This window comes from Pseudoalteromonas sp. QJM3NY_12, assembly GCF_056173165.1.
In genome coordinates, this window is the sequence record NZ_JBWBUF010000002.1 from 310,161 (window position 1) to 328,303 (window position 18,143).

Below are 18,143 nucleotides of genomic sequence, written 5' to 3' on the forward strand. Positions count from 1 at the left end.
CCTCATGATAGATTTTCGCTCAGATACAGTAACAAAACCGTGCAGCAAAATGCGGGATATTATGTATCATGCCCCCGTTGGCGATGATGTGTATGGTGATGATGAAAGTGTAAACCAATTAGAAGGCTATGCTCGACTGCGCTTTAATGTGCAAGATGCACTTTTTTGTAGCTCAGGCACACAAACAAATCTGCTTGCATTAATGGCCCATTGTGAACGTGGCGATGAGTATATATGTGGCCAAAGTGCTCATAACTACAAGTTTGAAGGCGGTGGTGCTGCTGTTTTAGGCTCTATTCAGCCACAGCCTATTGAAAATGAAGCCGATGGTAGTCTATGTTTTACTAAAATTGCTGCAGCAATTAAACCCGATGATAGCCACTTTGCAAAAACCCGCCTGTTAAGCCTTGAAAACACCATAGGTGGTAAAGTACTCGGTATTGATTATTTACTCAAAGCACGCGAATTTGTTAACCAACATAACTTAGCACTGCATTTAGATGGCGCTCGCGCTTTTAATGCCGCTGCCGAGCTTAACGTTGATATTAAAGAAATAACCCAACATTTTGACTCTGTATCTATTTGCTTATCAAAAGGATTAGGTGCACCTGTTGGTTCATTATTGCTTGGTTCAACAGCATTGATAGCCAAAGCTAGACGCTGGCGAAAAGTGCTTGGCGGCGGTATGCGCCAAGCGGGTATATTAGCTGCTGCGGGGCAATATGCTTTAGAAAATAACACTCAACGTTTAGTCGATGACCACGCTAATGCACGTTATTTAGCAAAGCAGTTAAATAACGTGGCAGGTTTTAATGTAAACATGAGTAATACCACAAACATGGTTTACGCTACGTTTGATAACAGCATAAACATCACAAAACTAGCAGCCGATTTAAAAGCACAGGACATTGTGTTTAGCCCAAGTAAGCAACTTAGGCTAGTAACCCATTTAGGTATTACCAAAGCGAATATAGATACCTTTATTAAAGCCTTAACGGCACATATTTAACGCGGCTTTATAATGTTTGCGGCACACCGATTCATAACGGTCGTTGCCGCCAATTTCTACTTGGTTGCCATCGGCAATAGCCTCGCCATTTTCATCGGTACGTAATACGTGATTTGCTTTACGCCCACAATGACACACCGTTTTAAGTTCTATTAACTTATCAGCCCAAGCAAGTAAATATTGCGAGCCGCTAAATAACTCACCTCTAAAGTCGTTTCTTAAGCCATAACACAATACGGGAATACCTAACTCATCGACTACATCGGTTAACTGCATAACTTGATCTTTAGATAAAAACTGACATTCATCCACGAGTACACAATGGCGTTTTTTATCACTATTGAGCGATTTAATTAGCTCGTATACGTCTTTATCCGCATCATAAATATGTGCATCTGCTTGAAGGCCTATACGTGAGGATACTTTGCCCACTCCTGCTCTATCGTCAATGGCTGCGGTGAGGATCACCGGCTCCATACCGCGCTCTTTATAATTAAACGCTGATTGTAATAAAGTGGTTGATTTACCTGCATTCATTGCAGAGTAGTAAAAGTATAATTGCGCCATGGCCGTGCCTTCAAATAAAAAGTGCGCTTATGCTACCCTAAAGTGCAGAGAATACAAATTTGGAAACGCTATTTTATTTATTTTGCTTCGTGCTCTAGTAACCATTGCTTACGCTCTAGGCCACCAGCATAACCAGTTAGCTTTTTATTTGCACCAATGATGCGGTGACACGGCACAATAATACTGATTGGGTTTTTGCCATTTGCAGCCCCCACCGCCCTCACTGCTTTAGGATTATTTAATTGTATGGCAATATCTTTATAGGTTGCCACTTTAGCAAACGGTACGCTTTGTAATGCCTGCCATACGCTTTGCTGAAATGGCGTGCCGCCAGTATCAAGCTCTAAATCAAACTCAGTACGCGTATGAGCAAAATACTCATTAAGCTGCGCCACACAAGATAAAACATGTGAATTAGTCACCTTATTTAAAGGCGTACTGACATAACTGGTCGGTGGATAAAACCCCACATAACTAATACCGTTTTCAGTTGCCTGAATAATAATATCGTCAATCGGGCTGGGTAAACTGGTTTGCACTATCATAATTGCTGCCAAAGTTGAAAAGTTAAGTAAGATCGAAATGGTGCACAGTTCGCAGATTCAAACGAGCTTGCTGCCGCTTGGGCTTTTTTAACCCCTAAATCGCCATCAAGTAAAATATCGGGTTGGCTTTGACCGCGCAGTTTTGCGTAATTAACCGTCCAAGGGCCAATTCCTTTTAAAGTAAGCCATTGGTCTAAATCATCCTCCTTGGGGTGAATAGCACAAAATTCAGCGAGATTATGCAGTGCATTTTTACGTGCCTGCGGCATTGTAAAAAAAGCAAAATCACTACCTGCCACTACTTCAGGTGTTGGAAAGTACACCTTTCCCTCTTGTTGCTCCGAAAGCTGTTGCACTAATTGAGTCACTAAATTATGCGCCGCAGTTACACTCACCTGCTGACCTAACACAGCGCGAATACCCGCTTCAAAGGTTGACCAAATACCCGGTAACCTTAAGCCTTTAGTAAGTGGGAATGCATTATTAATGTGTTCGCTTAAATGCGCCTCAATAAAATAAGTATCTGCATCTAAATCAAGTACACGGCGAATGTTGTTAATAACTGGCTGTAAATATTGCGTATTATCTATATCAATTTGCACCCGAAAATGATGTTTATCTGCAATAAATTCAGCATTAAAGCGGCCTCTAGACGATTTATAAGTAAAAGTACGCCCATAACTGGTTGGCGTTAACCACTCTATTGGCTCTATAAGTCGTTTTGCTAAAAACCCATGCAATGCTTGCCAATTATATGGCGGACGAAAAGGCAAAGTTAAGGTGAGCCCAAGATCAGTTGAGTGCTTGGCGGTTCTGAGCGCTGAGGGCGCGATATTAAGTTGTTTTAAAAAAGCATCATTGAATCGTCGCACACTTTTAAAGCCGGAAGCAAACGCTATCTCGGTAAGCGGTAAGCGGTAAGCTGGTTTCTTGAATCAATTTTTTTGCAAAATGGCATTGATTAAATAACCGATATTGAGTTACTGAAAGACCAAAATATTGAGAAAAAAGCCGCCTTAAATAGCGGCTGCTTATTCCTAAACGCGCAGCAAGCACTTCACAATCGCACTCGTGATATTGATCAATTAACTGCTTAGCACGCAATGCTGTGGTTTTTGATCCCAGCCAAGCAGCACTACCTGGTGCGCTATCGGGCCTGCAACGAATACAAGGCCTAAACCCTGCTTGCGCAGCAGAGTGCGCAAACTGATAGTAGGTTACATTTTTTTCATGCGCAGTGGGCGCGGGGCAAATTGGCCGACAATAAATACCTGTGGTTTTTACCGCTACATAAAAAAGCCCATCAAAACGCGCATCGCGGCTCTGACGCGCTTTTTGCCAATGCTGATTAACCATAAATTGCTCTTATAAATTATGTAGCGCTTAGCTTAACAAAAACTAGGTATATTACTGGCCATATTCGGTACTAATCTTTGTTTGCAAAATCAATCAATGCTTGGCCCGTTAAACGATATATAATCCATTCATTCTGTGGCTCAGCACCCATGCTATTATAAAAATCAATCGCGGGTTTATTCCAATCAAGCACTACCCACTCAAAGCGGCCACAGTCTTTGCTTATTACTCTGTTTGCCAGCTCTTTCATGATAGCTTTACCGGCACCATTTCCACGGCTATCTGGGCTAACATATAAATCTTCTAAATAGAGACCATTTTTACCTAACCAAGTAGAGTAGTTGTAAAAATACACCGCAAAACCAATCGGTTCATCATCTTGTAAACAAATTAAACTGTGCGCTGTTGCGCCGTCGCAAAACAGTGTATCTAAAATTGCTTGTTCATTGGTTTTAACTGCATCTGGCTCTTTTTCGTAAATGGCAAGCTCATTAATAAAATGCAAAATTGTTTTTGCATCACTTGGCTGTGCATCGCGAATTTCTATTGCTGTGTTCATTGTTATTAACCCTTCAAAACGACTTTTATGCCTATTAAATTCAAAATAAAAAAGTGCCTAAATAATTATGATAACTTAAGCCATTAATACAATTATTTATACCCTAGCATATCGTTTTTATATTCAATACGTAACTATCACGGGGTTATTTAAATTTAGCCATTACGATATCTAAAAAACAAATTAAAACAGCGCTTTTATAAATGGTAAAAAGTTGTCATTATGGGTAAAAAGTAAAGCAATAAGGGAGTTTAACTAAAATGGGTCATGGTCACTCACACAGTCACGTTGATGATAACCAAAGTGATAAACAGCTCACTCTTGCCGTATTTATAAATGTTTTACTGACTGCAGTGCAAGTTGTTGGCGGCGTATTTTCTGGCAGCCTTTCATTAATTGCCGATGCATTACATAACCTAAGTGATGCGGCCTCTATTTTTATTGCCCTCGTTGCTCGAAAAATTGGCAATAAACAGGCTGATACAACCCATCATTTTGGCTACAAACGCGCAGAGATACTAGCAACCCTTTTTAATAGCACTACGTTAATAGTCATCGGTGGTTATTTAATTTTTGAAGCCATAAATAGTTATTTAAACCCCCAACCTATCAATGGCTGGATCATTGTATGGGTTGCGGCAGTAGCACTACTCATTGATTTAGTCACTGCGTTATTAACTTATAAAGCTGGCGCTAAAAACAACATGAATATAAAGGCGGCGTTTATTCATAATGTGTCTGATGCAATGGCATCAATAGTCGTTATTATTGCGGGTACTTTAATTATTTTATACCAGTGGTATGTAGTTGATTTAATAGCGACCATTTTAATATCACTGTACGTTATTTATCATGGTGTATTATTACTTAAAGCCAGCTGCAGCATTTTAATGCAGGCAGCCCCCATTGGTTTTGACCAGCAACTTATCAGCAATAAATTACTGCAACAGTTTGCTATTACGCAAATAAAATCAATAAAAGCGTGGCAACTGGACGATACTACCACTCACTGTGAAATTGTGATGCAAACAGATACCCCTATTGAGCTTAATGCCATAAAACACTATTTACATGATGAATTTGCAATTGAACACTGCGTAATTGAGTGTTGTTCACCTTAGTTTGATTATACAAATTACTTTGTAATTAAAGCTAATCGCATCTTTATTTTTATGCCTTGTGCAACAAAACGTAGAAGACCTGCTAACAATAATCAACTGCCGTTACGAGCATCTATTTTTAACACAATGTCATATCTGACCCCCTATAGTTTGCAATAGCATACATGCAAATAAAAACAATTATCATTAACCTTGCGTTTACTTTAAATTACTCTTAATATTGCGCCCATCATTAATACAACTAAAACCATTCAAACGAAGGACCCGCATGTTTAAAACATCTCTGAGCTTAATAGCATTAATAGTCAGTGGCGCCAGTATTGCAGACGAATCAACGATCCAAAGAAATTTAAATCAAACAGAAATGGAGCACGTTATTGTTTCGGGTAGTCGTGTTTTTGAAAGTATTGATGAAGTCCCTGCTTCCATAACTATTATTAGTCAAAAGCAAATAGAAGCGCATTTAAAAGTTAATCCAGAATTACAAAGCCTTTTAGCACAAATGGTTCCCGGCCTTGCTCCAGATACTGGAAGCTCAAGTAATTCAGGACAAACTTTACGCGGGCGTGCCCCACTGATCATGATTGATGGCGTGCCACAGTCAACGCCACTGCGTAACGGATCATTAGGGGTAAAAACCTTAGATCCAAGCGCAATAGGTCGAATAGAGGTCATTAAAGGGGCAACGTCAATTTATGGTAACGGCGCATCAGGCGGAATTATTAACTATATTACCAAACAAGCGCAAAGTGATGGGCAAACCCAAGGTGAAATAAGCTTATCGAGTCGTTTTAGTGCGGTAAAACTTGAAGAAAGCGCAGGCGCAAGGTTATCTGCAGCATTGAATGGTCGTGCCGATAAGTTTAGCTACTTAGTAACTGCAAGTTATGAAGAAAACGGTGTACAACGCGATTCGCAAGGCGATATTCTCGGTTTACAATATGGTTTATCTGATGCCGTTACACAAAATTACTTCACTAAGCTTGGCTATGACTTTGATGATGAAAAGCAACTCCAATTTAGTTATAACTACTTCAGTTCACAACAAAAAACCGACTTAGGCGATGTTGTTGGTGATATGAGCCTAGGAGAAAAAACCTACGCCATTCATGTGCCGTCAGAATTACAAAAGCAAGGTAAACCACAAGGGCCAGAAGGCAACGAAAATATAACCTTAAAATACACCGACTACGCACTGCTTGAAAACACACAAATGACGTTAGACCTCTATACGCAAGATATAGAAAATGTGTTTTTCTTCTCTCCAAATCTTGCCAATCCTGATGAGAATTATCAAGGTGGTCAATCAGTTATAAGTTCAGAAAAAAAAGGCGCCAGAGCAACTTTTAATACCCAGGTAGACTTTGACTCAGTTGAAGCGTCATTTATTTACGGAATTGATGCGTTAAATGATGTAACTGCACAACCGCTGGTTGATGGGCGTGTTTGGGTGCCAGAAATGGACATGAAAAGTGTCGCGGGCTTTTTACAAACTAAGTGGGTTATTGCTAATGACTTAATAATAAAGGCCGGTGTACGCAAAGAAAATATCGACCTTAGCGTAGATGATTATCGCACGCTTAAATTATGTAAAACGGCCACGCAATGCTCTGTGCCAATTAGCGTAAAAGGCGACACGGTTGATTACAATGCTACGACCTATAACGTGGGCATTAAATACAATCTAGATGAAAAATTCAGCCCCTTTTTAAACTACTCACAGGGATCTGATATATCAGATATTGGCCGCCTGCTTCGCTCTGCCACAGTAAATGATATAGGCCTTATTCAAACACAAGCTTCAATTATCGATAATTATGAAATTGGTTTTAATTCTCAATTTGATGCTGTTCGTTTAGAAGTCGCAGCATATCGAAGCACCTCTGAGCTTGGTACTACAAACAAATTTAATGAAGTAACCGGTGTTTATGAACCGGTTAGAGCACCTCAAGAAATTTGGGGTTATGAAGCCTTAGTAGACTACACCATAAGCCCATCTCTTAAATTACTGGCAACGTATAGTTATGTAGAAGGTAAAAATACTGAAGCAGATATATATTTAGGCTCTAAGCAAATCAGCCCACCAAAAGCCACAGCCAATCTTAACTGGCAACCTACGGATGCCCTATCATTAACATTAAGTTACTTGTATGTGGGTGATAGAAAGCGCTTTGAGCCTAATGATAATGGTAAATATGTTGGCGATCAGGGGCCTGTCGATAACTACACTGTGTTTAATTTAAGTGGTCAGTATCAGTTTGCAGATAGTTGGCAAGGTTTTATCGGGGTAGAAAACTTATTTAACCAAGACTACTTCCCTGCCCGTGCGCAATCTTACACCTATGGTGGATACAACATTAAAGGTTTAGGTACAACGGCCACAGTGGGTGTTACTTATCAATTTTAATCACTTACGCGTTCATACTTTTACGGTATGAACGCGCTTATACCCTCAACTAACTTGCTGATCTAAAATACAAATAACAACCTGTCCGTTTATTAACCAGCAATGCAAACTTAAACGAGAATCAAACTCAATATTAACCATATGATTTATAAGTAAATTACTTGCAATTCTGTGCCTATATACTAGACTAGCCACAATTAGAATTTTTAGGATAAGCGCTATGAAAGGTAATCAAAAAGTAATCGACGCCTTCAATACATTGTTAGCTAACGAATTAGCTGCTATTGACCAGTATTTTATTCATTCTCGTATGTACGACGATTGGGGCTTAAACAAACTTTATGAGCGTCTTAACCATGAAATGGAAGAAGAAAAAGACCACGCTGATTGGCTAATTAAGCGTATTCTTTTTTTAGAAGGCGTACCAAACATGACCAAACGTCGTGACCTGTTAATTGGTAACGATGTAAAAAGCATGATGCAAAACGACTTAACCTTAGAACTTGAAGTGGTTGAGTGTGTTAAAGAAGTTATTGCTATCTGTGAACAACAGCAAGATTATCAATCTCGTGAAATTCTAGAAAAGCTATTATTTGATACCGAAGAAGATCACGTCTACTGGTTAGAGCAACAACTGGGTCTGATTGATAAAATTGGCACTCAAAACTATCACCAAGCTCAAATGGGCGAATAAGGACTTACATTATGAAAGGCGATAAAGACGTTATTGCAGCACTAAATAAAGTACTTGCTAATGAGCTTGTGGGTATTAACCAATACTTTTTACATGCACGTATGTTTAAAGATTTTGGTTTTAGTAAACTAGACAAAGCTGATTACAAAGTATCGATACAAAAAATGAAAAACGCAGATCGTTTAATTGAGCGTATTTTATTTTTAGAAGGCCTGCCGAACCTTCAAGATTTAGGACGTTTACGTATAGGCGAAAACAGCGAAGAAATGATTGCTGCTAACATGAGCTTTGAACTTGATACAGTAGATGAGCTTCGTGCTGCGATTAAACTAGCTGAGAGTAAAAAAGATTACATTAGCCGTGAAGCGCTCGATAACATTTTAAATGAGCAAGAAGAACAAATTGATTGGCTAGAAACACAGCAACTACTGATCAAAAACACTGGGCTTGAAAACTACTTACAATCGCAACTGTAAGTTAAAGTTATAAATACAAAAAAAAGCAGCTAAGGCTGCTTTTTTTATGTTTAATTTTTAAATGTTATACCAATTCGTTTAGGTAGGCCTATTTATGTAGATTACTATTAAGCCACTTGATCGGTTATATCTGCAATTTGAATCAGTTTACGATTGAGGATCTTTTTTGTACAGCAACAACACTTACCGCACTGGGTGCCCACTTTAAGCTCTTTAGTTAGCTCGCGCATGGTAGTAGCACCATCGTCGATGGTTTGCTCAATTTTTTTATCGGTCACACCGTGACAAAGACAAACATACATGAATACAAACAACTCTCAATTTCATTTAGTAGGTTTATATTAATCTAAACGAAAATAGTTATCAATTGGTTTTTTATAAAATTTGAATTTTTTGCATTTTTTTTAGCCAGCGCCACTTAAGTTGAGAATTCGCGGCAGCTTGAGAATTGTTTGAATTTCATTCGAAGTATGGCACTTAAATTGAGATTTATTAACTAAAGTCTCGCCTTAAATTTAAGTATGATTAGGTAAATAGTTGAATGATTAAAATGAATTACATTAAGTCTGAAGAAGCCTTAATGTATAAATACAGGGTTAGTGCGTGGGCTATTTCCGGTTTGTGCCAGAAGCGGACTGTCGTAACCTTAGACCCTTGTTATGAGCCATTTTTATAAACGCCATAATAAGTTACACCCGCCTGTACAAGCCCTACGATGATTAATGCAAAAGTTAACCACTTTGTAGCGCTGGATTGAGACAAATTATCTCTGTGTCTTTTTTGATCTTCTTCATATTCAGATATAGTCACCAGAGCTTTAGGTGATAATTTAAAGCCGTATTGGACTGAAGCTAACTCCCCGCTATCGGCGAGAGACTTTAGTAACAAATCGTTGTACGCAAGTTGCCTAGATTTGTCAGGGTGAAAGACCCACTTTTGTGTATATAGAAGACCAGATAGAGAAACTGAACTTACAGTGAAATTTCTATTTTCAATGGTTTCTTCAAGAATTAATTTGAGAGTTTCTATCCTTTCAGAGCGCACCAACTCCTTGCGATTAAATAGGAATTGTTGAACTTTACCAAGAAAAATTTTCAATCTATCCCAAGGTAATATGCCTTCCAAAATATACTGTGCAATTGAAGAGTAACGTAAGTCGTATATTCCGTAAAAGTGCGTTATATCTAAATCGTAGTCAATGAGCCAAGCCCAAGGAATTGATAGTTCTCCATAATCTTCTCCATTAAGCCAATATTTACCAGTAACTCCTTTCGAATCAATTTCGTTACAGAAAATAGTCCATGACTCGTCTTTTGCTCGAATATAGACAACATTACAATCAACCTTCTTAGCTTTACCTCCAGATCTAGGAATCCTATCTGGGGCTGGTTTCTTGAGAAGTGATTTAATTATCCATCTTTTGAAGAAATTCACGAGGCTATCCCTAATGGCTAATAACGCCTGAATAATGTGTGAGTTTAGTTTGGCAATTTTATTGCGTTGTTTGCAACTAAAAATGCCAAACTATTGCGAATCACGATTAATTCTCTTGTTAGCATGCAACTTGTGCCAGACTATTTAGTTTATTTCCTATTCTTATGATTGATTCACTTTGATAATTATACATATTGTTTAAAAACGGTTTAACTAACTTAGAACCATAAGAAACATCACCGTAGTCGAACTCTTGGAATGAAAATTTATATGCATCAACGCCAGTTTTCGCTAATTCATAAGACAAGTTAGGTGCGATATTAGATCTGTGTTTCGAATGATTCACTAGACTGTTTAAATATATGCTGTCTTCGTGAGAAGTTAACGCATTGAGATCATTAACTAAATCACTAGCGCCATTAATACTGCCTAATTTAGCCATTACTTTTTTGAGGTTTAAATATTTTGGATTGATTTGAGTTTGTGCTTTCAAGTTTAAACCTAAAGCAAAATAAATAGCATGGGCTAGCAAGTCAGGTATGCTGTGCAGGTTTTTAAGCAACGCCATAATATTAGCTTTATAAGCTATTCCATAATCGTGTTCTTTATTTCTTACATCAACATCGTTTGTTAAAATTAATTTTAAGTAATCTTGTTTATCGTCTAATCCATCAAAATGCTCTTCAACCAAACGATTAAGTTCTGAGTAGTGATAACGTGCAAAGTCTTGGTTTTGGAAAATTGATTCTAATGAAGGAGAAATCAATTTAACTTGTTCTCTACCATACAGATCAGAGATGGTATTTTTTAAATCTACAAGTGACCACTGCACCATATTCTCCTTTGCATGCTAACAAATTTATCAGGGGACACTTTCCCTATTTTAGCGTGAAAACGTCCTTATTTAGTTAACTTATATTAGTAACAAATAATCTAAGCTATTGCCAGTTATAAATATTATGCTTTTTGTAGCTTATATAAATATGTAAAAAAGAGGAAAGTGTCCTCTTACTCTTACTAAGTTAATGACAAGTCACTTGATTGACGGCTTATCGCTCTAAGCCGAACTTTGCAAAAGTGCCATGAGCGGACAGTTTTAGAAAATTAATTGCTTGTATCCACTATAAGCCACCAGCTAGGTCCAAGAAATTTCCTGTCGAGAATGACGACTTTTCTGAAGCTAGCCAATAGATAGCTTCGGCAACCTCTTCAGGTTTCCCGCCTCTTTTAAGTGGAATGATATTTTTTAATCTTTCGATACGTTCAGGCTCCCCACCATCGGTATGCATATCAGTGTGAATTAATCCTGGTCGTACGCAATTCACACGAATACCTTCAGCTGCAACCTCTAAGGATAAACCTTTAGTTAACGTATCAATTGCTCCTTTCGATGCTGCATAATCAATATATTCATTGGGAGAACCAGAACGAGATGCTCCTGAAGACACATTAACAATAACACCGCCAAAACCACCATTGCGAGTAGACATGCGCTTTACAGCCTCTCGACTGCATAAAAAGTAACTAGTGACATTGTTTATGAGTATTGAATTTATTCTATCAGCAGTCATATCCTCTAAACGTGATTGCTTTTTTAAGATACCAGCATTATTTACTAATATTGTAAGCTTACCTAACTCTTTATCCACAGTTGAAAACATTCGAGTTACGTCATTTTCGCAAGAGACATCAGCTTGCACAGTAATGCACTTACCACCTTGTGCGATTATTGTTTCTGCTAGTTTATTAGCTGATTTTAAATTTGATTTATAGTTGATACATACAGCATAACCTTTACTAGCAAATAGTAGTGCTGTTGCAGCTCCAATTCCACGTCCAGCTCCTGTAATTATTGCTACTTTTTGAGAGCTCATAAATACCCTTGTTCACTTGAGTTAGGGCAATGCATAACGCCCGCTTCCACATAACACCGTTACCACCTAGAACCAACGTATGATAAACATACCAAGCATTGGCTGCCCCTACCGAGGCGTCTGTTATTCTACCTTTTCGCCATTGGATGGCTTGGGTTTAGTTGGAGCAGATCCCACAAGTTCCCATACAAGTCTTCAAAAACTGCTACCGTGCCATAGTCTTCTTCTGTTGGTTCGCGGACGAAGTTAATACCAATCGATTTCATACGATTAAAGTCACGCCAGAAGTCATCAGTATTTAGGAACAGGAATACTCGGCCGCCTGATTGATTACCAATGAAGTCATGCTGCTCTGGTTTCGATGCTTTAGCAAGCAACAGAGTAACACCATGAGAGTTAGGCGGGGCGACAACTACCCAACGTTTATCTTGCTCAGGTTGATAGGTATCTTCAATAAGCTCAAATTTGAGTTTGTTTACGTAAAAATCTATTGCTTCATCGTAGTCTTTTACAACCAAGGCTATATGGACAATGTTCTGTTTCATAGTATTCCTTATTGAAGATTTCGGGCCGGTAGCATAACGCCCACATTAAGCGGACTAAAATTGTTGGCTAAAATGGTAGCGAAGCGAAACTGAGCCAACTGTTTTAGTTCCATTTAAATTGCTTGTTAGCTGTGATTGTGGCCAGGTACATATTTCCACGTTGGGGAGTTAAACCAATTCCCAGGATCAATACTACTCTCTGGCTTTAACCAATGTACATCATCTTCTAGTGCATCTTCTAGTGCATCTTCTAGTGCATCTTCTAGTGCATCTTCTTGCAGAGTATACTTACCATCTATTAAGTCAGATGCAAACGACTCGATATATTCTTTCACCGAATCTGCAAGTTTTAATGCCACATTACAGTCATAATCAATTAATATCACTTGCCCATATGTACCATTACTCTCAGGATCTAAGTCAACACATATCAAACAAGTACCTGAATCATCTCCTATTGGAAGCCTTAACTTTCCGAAAGTGTAACTACCTTTTATACCCTCGTCGGAATGGGTTAACATCGCTCCATCATTAGGAGACTCAAGCTCAGTTACCTTTTCTATTATTTGTTCGATAGAAATAATTGGTATTCCATACGCGAAGTTTGCAAACAAATTTGGATTGATCCCATTGTGCGTTTTATATAGGGAGATTAAACTTTCTGGTAATTTACATCCAACTAATGATTCCAATTCTTCAAGTTTATTTGTTGATGCTGGACTTTGAAGTGCTTCAACAATTTTTGGAGCATTGACAGATAACCATTCAATTGCTTTTTCTAACATGGGGTACATTTCCTTATGAATAAATGAGTAACAGCTAACGCTTCAAATATGGGGCGCACGTTGTTTGTGCGTCCCTGCCATAATTTGTTTGTTATATTGCGACGTTGCCAACCCTTGATTTATTTTATGCTGCATATAAATCACATGAAATATTGACGTAATAAAAGGGTTTAACCAAAGCTTATCACCACGATTAGAGCCAGCGATTAAATTAATACGATTACGCACCAAAATTATCCAAGTAACGTCGAAAATACTTGAGACAACATGAATACCAATTGAGCTTCTTAAAATAGTAGGCTCATTAAGGTTAACTAAGCCATAAATTAAACTACCTAAAGATATAGTGAATAAGAAAATGGTTATTACGATGAAAACATTGGGTATTCTGTGTTCGGTCTTTTGATTAATGCTGTTTGAGAATTGATAAAGCTTAAATATTAAATATGCGCCAATAGTAAGCACACAAAGGGCTAGAGTCTTTGCTACTGAATCAACTTCAAATATATCTGCAAGTCCCTTTTTCATTTATTCTCCAAAGCTGAAAACACACTGAATTCATTTAGCAATATAACAATTTAATAGTGCGCTCATCGCGCATATTTCTGCCGACTTAACGCTCATTTATCTACTTTATATAGTTTTAACAAATTACCTAAGGCATTACTATCACTAAGTTTTCTAAATTTTTTAGGTAAAGTTAAATGAACCAATATGCGCTCAGCGCTCATTTTCATGAATATATGCGCAAAGAGCAGTTTAACCAATCAATTAACGACGATATTCAGCCAATCTCAATGACCGATTATCGCTCATACCCGAATTCTTTTGTAGCGAGCTAAGCTTAAACTCCCTAAACACCGGAGTACAACTAAGCGTTTGGCATTGGTTTCTAAAAAATATGTTAATCCGCGCTACTTAGTTCTCATAAAATTATAATGGAGCTGTATCAATATTGATTTGATAAGGCTTACTGACAAAGTCAGCCATTTTTATACACTCCTTAACTGCAAATCCTCGTCCTTTGTAGCTTGCGAAAGCAACATGAGTATTATCAGTTAACACTGCATATAATCTATAGTTATGTGTGTAGCCTTTTCTTGGTATAGCTTTAAAACCTTTAATATCTGATAATTGATAAACACGTTTAAAAATAGTATATAAACTACTCGACTTTAATTCCAAGGTTTGTTTCGCGAGATCAAAACGACATACATAGCCACCAAACGAGCCACTCCAACCTAGCCAGCATATAAACCCAGATACCCATATCGGTAATGATTTTGCTTCATCAGAATTAAACACATTAATTAGCCCGATAAATAAAAAGAAACCACACAACAAAACTAGCAATAATCTAGTTAACCTTGGTTGTCGATAAATAGCTAGCTCACTAGATAGTTCTTTAAAATACATTACAGCACTCCGTATTTAACTAAGCCGGCAATGGCTGTAAAAACAAAAAATGGCAGGGATAATTTTATTAGCGATTTGCGATCCCATATTTCAATGAAAACAAGATCCTCTCTATTAAAATCTACATCTTCCAGATGAGAGTTTGAATTAGCTTTTGTGCTATCATGAGCAATTTGTGGTGAAATATCTAATTCGCTTTGAGCAAACCTTATCGGCGTTTTATTTGGCCAATCTGATATGGTTTCAGCAGCAATAATATTATATTTTTTATATAAAAACGAAATGAACATTTTAGCATCTGTATACTGTTTAAATTCATATAACTGATCAACAAACTTAATTTGATAAGGGCCTTGCGCGCCTATACTACTTAATTCAATTGATAGTGTATCAAACGATGTAATAACTTTACTTCTTTGAAAGTAACCCCATAATGCGGTTTTTAAATTAAGCTGTTTTTCTGTCCCGTTAAACTCTAAGCGGCTCTTTCGACCAAAAAGCAATATAGATATACTTAAAAAGAAGCTTGCAGAAATCGCGAAGAAAATACTTTCCCCTCCTTCGCTTGTTACTGTCATCACAATGCTAGTAATTCCAGGAATAAGCATAATAAACGCAAAAATTTTGCTTGTCATTTCGCGTCTTGAGGGCATTGTTGTATTACCACTTTGATCTGTTTTGAGAACTTTTTTTACAAGCTTGGATAGATTGTTATATTCCATTACTTCAACCTTAAAAAGTTAATTATTATCTTATTTACATTAACATAAAGTAGCTAAGTAAACCTTATCTCACGATACTCATATCGTTCCTTATACAGGAGCCAAATTACTATTTACATCAAGTCAGGGAAATCTTAAATGCATTTGGTATAAAAAGGTGACCGTCCGGTTTTCGCTGTGAGTTCAGTCATTCAGGTATAACTCATTTCTGCCTAAAACGCTTTTGCGTAAATACTTTATAGGTGCCTTTGAGCTAATTTATACGTTCACTCATTTTAGAAAGACAATAGTTTTGTGCCACAATGCAACCGTTAAGCTAAAAGCTTATTACCATGGATTAATTAACTATCCCTGACGGATGAGTGTCATAGGATAGTTATTAAATCCGCTATATGCTTATTTAGTTGCTGTTGTTGGTAACTTTGTTGAGAAAAGCCCAGCCAATGCAATAAATACAAACGATATCGCTAAACAAGCCGCTAACCCATATAGCTGGAAAATCCAGCCTGACAATACTGTACCAATCAAACGCCCCATCGCATTAGCCATATAGTAAAAGCCAACATCGAGAGAGACACCGTCGGCATCTGCCATGCTAACAATCAAATAACTGTGTAGAGATGAATTAATGGCGAACAGTACACCAAACAACATTAAACCAGCGATGAGCACTGTTTTTACTTGCCAATTAAAATACAGGGATAAGGCTATACCTAATGTAACCAGTGCCAGTGAACTCGCCCATTTGGTTGTTTCTATAGCAGGCGAGAACCCTTCTTTGAGATTCATTACCTTAGGTGCGATAGATTGTACGAAACCGTAGCCAATCACCCATAGCGCCAAGAAGCCGCCTACAGTCCAGTGATCCCAATTAAAGGCTTGCGATAAAAATACGGGCAGTGCAACCACAAACCAGACATCACGTGCACCAAACAAGAATAGTCGTGCAGCCGACAAAAGGTTAATTGAACGACTTTTTGAGAATATATCGGTGAACTTAGGTTTGCTCTTCGCTTTTCCTAAATCACTTTTTAAAGCGTAAAGGCTATAACACCATACAAGTGCTAAACCACCTGTCATCAGCAGCATTGCACCTTTAAACGATAATAAGGTTAAGAGTAAACCACCTAAGAAAAAGCCAACGCCTTTTAAAGCATTTTTGGATCCTGTTAATATAGCTACCCATTTAAAAAGCGTGCCTTCTTGCCCATCGGTAACCAACGACTTGATAGCACTTTTAGCACTCATTTTATTTAAGTCTTTGGCAATACCAGAAAGCGCTTGGGCAATCATCACATATACAACTGTTAACCATTCAGGGGGAACAGCTAGCATTAGTAAGGCAACAATTTGAATAGCTAAACCAATGTTCATGGTTTTATTTAGCCCTAAACGAGCACCTAAGAAGCCGCCAATCAAGTTGGTTACAACGCCAAAGATTTCATAAAACAAAAACAGCATAGCAATACTAAGCGGGCTATAACCTAACGCATGGAAATGAAGCACTACTAACATACGTAGTGCGCCATCCGTTAAGGTAAATGCCCAATAGTTGCCTGTGACCACGAGGTATTGTTTAATATCGTCTGATAATGATGCCAAGCGCTTCATAGTGTCACATTACCCTTTTATTGATAGACCAACTTTACGAGTAAGCTCAGCTGTTCTATTCGCGTATCCCCACTCGTTGTCATACCATGTATACAGCTTCACCTGAGTGGTGTTGACGACCATTGTTGATAGCGCATCGATAATGCTTGAACGCGGGTCAGTTTTATAATCAATTGACACTAGCGGCTTTTCTTCATAGCCCAAAATACCTTTTAACTCGCCTTCAGCCGCTTCTTTCAGCCAAGCGTTAATTTCAGCTTCAGTTGTTGGACGCTCAACTTCAAATACACAATCAGTTATTGATGCATTTGCCAGTGGCACACGAACGGCGTGACCATTTAATTTGCCTTTTAATTCAGGGAAAATATGGGTAATAGCCGTTGCTGAGCCTGTAGTGGTTGGAATAAGACTCATGCCACAGGCACGCGCTCTACGCAAATCTTTATGCGGTGCATCTAAAATGGTTTGAGTATTAGTTATATCGTGGATGGTTGTCATTGAACCATGTTTGATACCGATTTTATCCTGTAATACTTTTATCACTGGTGCTAAGCAATTTGTGGTGCAAGACGCTGCCGTTACGATTGAGTGTTGTTCAGCATTATAAAGGTGGTCGTTAACCCCCATCACCACATTGAGTACGCCTTCTTCTTTCACTGGTGCAGTGACCACTACTTTCTTAACACCCTGATCTAAGTAGGCTTGCAGTAGAACGGTTTTTTTCATTTTACCTGATGCTTCAATGACGACATCACATTCAGACCAATCCGTATCGTTAATTGCTTGATTTTGAGTGACCCGAATAGCTTGACCGTTGATTATCACATTATTGTCATCATTAGATACATCCTGTGACCAAGTGCCATGCACTGAATCGTACTTTAATAGGTGTGCCAGTGTTTCTGCGTTGCCAGCAGGATCGTTGATTTGCACAAACTCAATATTTTGCCAACCAAAGGCTGCTCTAAGCGTTAATCGGCCCATGCGGCCAAAGCCGTTAATACCAATTTTAATTGTCATAG

The 18,143-nt window shown here is 38.2% G+C and carries 20 protein-coding genes and 1 pseudogene; 6 read left to right on the forward strand and 15 right to left on the reverse strand.

Translation table 11 applies throughout. The annotated features are described in order from the left end of the window. Window positions 1-4: 4 nt before the first annotated feature. Window positions 5-1,009 carry a low-specificity L-threonine aldolase gene (gene ltaE, locus AC0VZ5_RS17240; protein ID WP_475475068.1) on the forward strand — a complete coding sequence of 335 codons (1,005 nt, stop codon included), beginning with the start codon at window positions 5-7 and terminating at the stop codon, window positions 1,007-1,009. Here the strand turns inward: ltaE and AC0VZ5_RS17245 are convergent. From AC0VZ5_RS17245 to AC0VZ5_RS17260, 4 genes and pseudogenes are all read right to left on the reverse strand, one after another. Continuing rightward, window positions 992-1,576, reverse strand: coding sequence for a thymidine kinase (locus AC0VZ5_RS17245; protein ID WP_475475069.1), 585 nt, complete (start codon window positions 1,574-1,576; stop codon window positions 992-994). The two genes, ltaE and AC0VZ5_RS17245, sit on opposite strands and share 18 nt — an antisense overlap. 77 nt (window positions 1,577-1,653) lie before the next feature. Further along, window positions 1,654-2,121 carry a methylated-DNA--[protein]-cysteine S-methyltransferase gene (locus AC0VZ5_RS17250; RefSeq protein ID WP_055011925.1) on the reverse strand — a complete coding sequence of 156 codons (468 nt, stop codon included), beginning with the start codon at window positions 2,119-2,121 and terminating at the stop codon, window positions 1,654-1,656. Next, a pseudogene (locus AC0VZ5_RS17255) lies at window positions 2,118-3,477 on the reverse strand (DNA-3-methyladenine glycosylase 2 family protein). Before AC0VZ5_RS17255 ends, AC0VZ5_RS17250 begins: the two are co-directional and overlap by 4 nt. A gap of 70 nt (window positions 3,478-3,547) precedes the next feature. Beyond that, the gene (locus tag AC0VZ5_RS17260; RefSeq protein WP_475475070.1) at window positions 3,548-4,036 is read right to left on the reverse strand and encodes an N-acetyltransferase family protein; all 489 of its coding nucleotides are present in this window, start codon (window positions 4,034-4,036) and stop codon (window positions 3,548-3,550) included. A gap of 260 nt (window positions 4,037-4,296) precedes the next feature. Here AC0VZ5_RS17260 and AC0VZ5_RS17265 point away from each other — a divergent pair, with 260 nt between their 5' ends. The 4 genes from AC0VZ5_RS17265 to bfr (AC0VZ5_RS17280) all read left to right on the forward strand — a co-directional run bounded on the left by AC0VZ5_RS17265 (window position 4,297) and on the right by bfr (AC0VZ5_RS17280) (window position 8,734). Continuing rightward, window positions 4,297-5,157, forward strand: coding sequence for a cation diffusion facilitator family transporter (locus AC0VZ5_RS17265; RefSeq protein WP_475475071.1), 861 nt, complete (start codon window positions 4,297-4,299; stop codon window positions 5,155-5,157). Between the two features lie 268 nt (window positions 5,158-5,425). Further along, window positions 5,426-7,564: a TonB-dependent receptor gene (locus AC0VZ5_RS17270; RefSeq protein WP_475475072.1), complete on the forward strand. Its 2,139-nt coding sequence runs from the start codon at window positions 5,426-5,428 to the stop codon at window positions 7,562-7,564. Window positions 7,565-7,784: 220 nt separating this feature from the next. Further along, window positions 7,785-8,258 (forward strand): bacterioferritin, encoded by a 474-nt coding sequence (bfr, locus tag AC0VZ5_RS17275; RefSeq protein WP_008466858.1) that lies wholly within the window; start codon window positions 7,785-7,787, stop codon window positions 8,256-8,258. Between the two features lie 11 nt (window positions 8,259-8,269). Next, the gene (gene bfr / locus AC0VZ5_RS17280; protein ID WP_008112262.1) at window positions 8,270-8,734 is read left to right on the forward strand and encodes a bacterioferritin; all 465 of its coding nucleotides are present in this window, start codon (window positions 8,270-8,272) and stop codon (window positions 8,732-8,734) included. 107 nt (window positions 8,735-8,841) lie between these two features. Here bfr (AC0VZ5_RS17280) and AC0VZ5_RS17285 read toward each other — a convergent pair whose 3' ends face one another. The 7 genes from AC0VZ5_RS17285 to AC0VZ5_RS17315 all read right to left on the reverse strand — a co-directional run bounded on the left by AC0VZ5_RS17285 (window position 8,842) and on the right by AC0VZ5_RS17315 (window position 13,900). After that, a complete protein-coding gene (locus AC0VZ5_RS17285) occupies window positions 8,842-9,036 on the reverse strand; it encodes a (2Fe-2S)-binding protein (protein WP_475475073.1) in 195 nt (64 codons plus the stop codon). A gap of 355 nt (window positions 9,037-9,391) precedes the next feature. Further along, window positions 9,392-10,168 carry a hypothetical protein gene (locus AC0VZ5_RS17290; protein WP_256828225.1) on the reverse strand — a complete coding sequence of 259 codons (777 nt, stop codon included), beginning with the start codon at window positions 10,166-10,168 and terminating at the stop codon, window positions 9,392-9,394. A 118-nt stretch (window positions 10,169-10,286) separates the two neighbouring features. Beyond that, complete coding sequence (locus AC0VZ5_RS17295; protein WP_475475074.1) at window positions 10,287-11,000, reverse strand: hypothetical protein; 714 nt, start codon at window positions 10,998-11,000, stop codon at window positions 10,287-10,289. A 289-nt stretch (window positions 11,001-11,289) separates the two neighbouring features. Beyond that, window positions 11,290-12,042: an SDR family oxidoreductase gene (locus tag AC0VZ5_RS17300; RefSeq protein ID WP_475475075.1), complete on the reverse strand. Its 753-nt coding sequence runs from the start codon at window positions 12,040-12,042 to the stop codon at window positions 11,290-11,292. Window positions 12,043-12,170: 128 nt separating this feature from the next. Then, window positions 12,171-12,587, reverse strand: a complete 417-nt coding sequence (locus tag AC0VZ5_RS17305) for a VOC family protein (RefSeq protein ID WP_475475076.1) — start codon at window positions 12,585-12,587, stop codon at window positions 12,171-12,173. A gap of 125 nt (window positions 12,588-12,712) precedes the next feature. Further along, window positions 12,713-13,372 (reverse strand): SMI1/KNR4 family protein, encoded by a 660-nt coding sequence (locus tag AC0VZ5_RS17310; RefSeq protein ID WP_475475077.1) that lies wholly within the window; start codon window positions 13,370-13,372, stop codon window positions 12,713-12,715. A gap of 42 nt (window positions 13,373-13,414) precedes the next feature. Next, complete coding sequence (locus AC0VZ5_RS17315; RefSeq protein WP_475475078.1) at window positions 13,415-13,900, reverse strand: hypothetical protein; 486 nt, start codon at window positions 13,898-13,900, stop codon at window positions 13,415-13,417. A 176-nt stretch (window positions 13,901-14,076) separates the two neighbouring features. Between AC0VZ5_RS17315 and AC0VZ5_RS17320 the strand changes: the two genes are divergently transcribed. Next, the gene (locus AC0VZ5_RS17320; protein ID WP_475475079.1) at window positions 14,077-14,214 is read left to right on the forward strand and encodes a hypothetical protein; all 138 of its coding nucleotides are present in this window, start codon (window positions 14,077-14,079) and stop codon (window positions 14,212-14,214) included. A 91-nt stretch (window positions 14,215-14,305) separates the two neighbouring features. On the opposite strand, the gene AC0VZ5_RS17325 is transcribed toward AC0VZ5_RS17320, so the two are convergent. The 4 genes from AC0VZ5_RS17325 to AC0VZ5_RS17340 all read right to left on the reverse strand — a co-directional run bounded on the left by AC0VZ5_RS17325 (window position 14,306) and on the right by AC0VZ5_RS17340 (window position 18,141). Further along, entirely contained in the window at window positions 14,306-14,788 is a 483-nt protein-coding gene (locus AC0VZ5_RS17325) for a hypothetical protein (protein ID WP_198522731.1), read from the reverse strand. Then, entirely contained in the window at window positions 14,788-15,510 is a 723-nt protein-coding gene (locus AC0VZ5_RS17330; protein ID WP_475475080.1) for a hypothetical protein, read from the reverse strand. The genes AC0VZ5_RS17325 and AC0VZ5_RS17330 overlap by 1 nt, the downstream gene beginning before the upstream one ends. Before the next feature lie 396 nt (window positions 15,511-15,906). After that, a complete protein-coding gene (gene arsJ, locus AC0VZ5_RS17335; RefSeq protein ID WP_475475081.1) occupies window positions 15,907-17,121 on the reverse strand; it encodes an organoarsenical effux MFS transporter ArsJ in 1,215 nt (404 codons plus the stop codon). Window positions 17,122-17,130: 9 nt separating this feature from the next. Continuing rightward, window positions 17,131-18,141, reverse strand: coding sequence for an ArsJ-associated glyceraldehyde-3-phosphate dehydrogenase (locus AC0VZ5_RS17340; protein ID WP_475475082.1), 1,011 nt, complete (start codon window positions 18,139-18,141; stop codon window positions 17,131-17,133). Window positions 18,142-18,143 lie beyond the last annotated feature (2 nt).

Coding starts and splice junctions, on each gene's coding strand:
- AC0VZ5_RS17305 (WP_475475076.1), bottom strand. CDS start 12,587: ATGAAACAGAACATTGTCCATATAGCCTTGGTTGTAAAAGACTACGAT.
- AC0VZ5_RS17315 (WP_475475078.1), bottom strand. CDS start 13,900: ATGAAAAAGGGACTTGCAGATATATTTGAAGTTGATTCAGTAGCAAAG.
- arsJ (WP_475475081.1), bottom strand. CDS start 17,121: ATGAAGCGCTTGGCATCATTATCAGACGATATTAAACAATACCTCGTG.
- AC0VZ5_RS17300 (WP_475475075.1), bottom strand. CDS start 12,042: ATGAGCTCTCAAAAAGTAGCAATAATTACAGGAGCTGGACGTGGAATT.
- AC0VZ5_RS17320 (WP_475475079.1), top strand. CDS start 14,077: ATGAACCAATATGCGCTCAGCGCTCATTTTCATGAATATATGCGCAAA.
- bfr (WP_008112262.1), top strand. CDS start 8,270: ATGAAAGGCGATAAAGACGTTATTGCAGCACTAAATAAAGTACTTGCT.
- AC0VZ5_RS17325 (WP_198522731.1), bottom strand. CDS start 14,788: ATGTATTTTAAAGAACTATCTAGTGAGCTAGCTATTTATCGACAACCA.
- ltaE (WP_475475068.1), top strand. CDS start 5: ATGATAGATTTTCGCTCAGATACAGTAACAAAACCGTGCAGCAAAATG.
- AC0VZ5_RS17340 (WP_475475082.1), bottom strand. CDS start 18,141: ATGACAATTAAAATTGGTATTAACGGCTTTGGCCGCATGGGCCGATTA.
- AC0VZ5_RS17270 (WP_475475072.1), top strand. CDS start 5,426: ATGTTTAAAACATCTCTGAGCTTAATAGCATTAATAGTCAGTGGCGCC.
- AC0VZ5_RS17285 (WP_475475073.1), bottom strand. CDS start 9,036: ATGTATGTTTGTCTTTGTCACGGTGTGACCGATAAAAAAATTGAGCAA.
- AC0VZ5_RS17265 (WP_475475071.1), top strand. CDS start 4,297: ATGGGTCATGGTCACTCACACAGTCACGTTGATGATAACCAAAGTGAT.
- AC0VZ5_RS17310 (WP_475475077.1), bottom strand. CDS start 13,372: ATGTTAGAAAAAGCAATTGAATGGTTATCTGTCAATGCTCCAAAAATT.
- AC0VZ5_RS17250 (WP_055011925.1), bottom strand. CDS start 2,121: ATGATAGTGCAAACCAGTTTACCCAGCCCGATTGACGATATTATTATT.
- AC0VZ5_RS17245 (WP_475475069.1), bottom strand. CDS start 1,576: ATGGCGCAATTATACTTTTACTACTCTGCAATGAATGCAGGTAAATCA.
- AC0VZ5_RS17330 (WP_475475080.1), bottom strand. CDS start 15,510: ATGGAATATAACAATCTATCCAAGCTTGTAAAAAAAGTTCTCAAAACA.
- AC0VZ5_RS17260 (WP_475475070.1), bottom strand. CDS start 4,036: ATGAACACAGCAATAGAAATTCGCGATGCACAGCCAAGTGATGCAAAA.
- bfr (WP_008466858.1), top strand. CDS start 7,785: ATGAAAGGTAATCAAAAAGTAATCGACGCCTTCAATACATTGTTAGCT.